1 protein-coding gene is annotated in these 1,104 nt (G+C 59.3%); it reads right to left on the bottom strand.

What is annotated here, in order from left to right:
• Window positions 1-28: 28 nt before the first annotated feature.
• Window positions 29-1,104: integrase core domain-containing protein (locus LB554_RS29395; protein ID WP_224588313.1), on the bottom strand; the 1,076-nt coding region annotated here is incomplete at its 5' end.

The following is a 1,104-nucleotide window of genomic DNA, read 5'->3' as shown; positions in this document are numbered from 1 at the left end:
GGTCCGTTCCGGACACATAGGTTACGGTTTATACCGGAGACATGGGTAACACTTTTGGCCCGAAGGGGTTTTGGAGTGGTTCGAGCCTGCATGTCTCATCGTCGAAATATCCCAAATCATAGTCCATGAAGCTAGCCAGCCAGATATGGTCCTCGACCTGTTTGATGCCGACGCTCTGGCCGGCGAAGACGAGGCTGAGGTTGATCTTCTTTCTGTTATAGCAGATGCGGCCGCAGGTAGTGACGATGACAGCCTTGTCGTGAAACGGATAATCGAGATCTGGCAGGCCGGCATAGGGTCGCGTTGAGGGTGCGTAACGCTCTGCCGGACAGTCCATGCCGAGGGCCTGGTGGGGGCGTTCTGAGTTGAACTCGTCGATGAAGTCATCGAACCTGGCCTGCTGCTGCAGAAAGTTGGCGCCTGCCGGTTTGGTGGTTTCCTTCTTCAGGGTCAGGTGCATGCGTTCATGGCGCCCGTTCTGCTGCGGGCAGCCCGGTTTGATGCGCTCGATGTCGATGCCCAGGCGCAGCCACCAGACCGACAGTTTGCTGAGGTTGAACAGCGCATTGGGGCTGGCGAAGGGAACACCATTGTCGGTCCTGATCGCGCTGGGCAGGCCGAACTCCTTGAAAACCCTTTCGAACACGGTGAAGGCATAGGCTTCCTTCGTGGTCGACAGCGCCTCGCAGGCGATGAGATAACGGCTGGCGAAGTCGGTGATCGTCAGCGGATAGCAATAGCGCCGATCGGCGAGCATGAACTCGCCCTTGTAGTCGGCACACCAAAGATCGTTGGGCCGACAGCCGTTGGAAAGCGGTGTTCCCGTCGCCCTGTTGCGCCTTCGCTTGCGGTGCTCGACCATGCCGTGCCGGTCGAGCACGGCGTGCACGGTCGAAATCGCGGGCCGGTGCACATCCGGATATAGCCGGGCCAGCCGCTCGCGTATCTTCGGCGCACCCCAAGTCGGCTTGTCTTGCTTCAGACGCACAATCAGCTTCTCGATTTGAAACGGAAGCTGATTGGCATGGCGGTAGGGCCGCCGCGATCGATCCGTCAGCCCCTCCAAGCCGCTATCATTGTAGCGCGTGAGGATCTTGTAGCCGG

This window comes from Mesorhizobium sp. CO1-1-11, from assembly GCF_020164995.1.
In the GTDB taxonomy this organism is placed as follows: domain Bacteria; phylum Pseudomonadota; class Alphaproteobacteria; order Rhizobiales; family Rhizobiaceae; genus Mesorhizobium; species Mesorhizobium australicum.
Note: the sequence above shows the minus strand (reverse complement) of the source record. Positions and strands in the feature narration are given on the sequence as shown.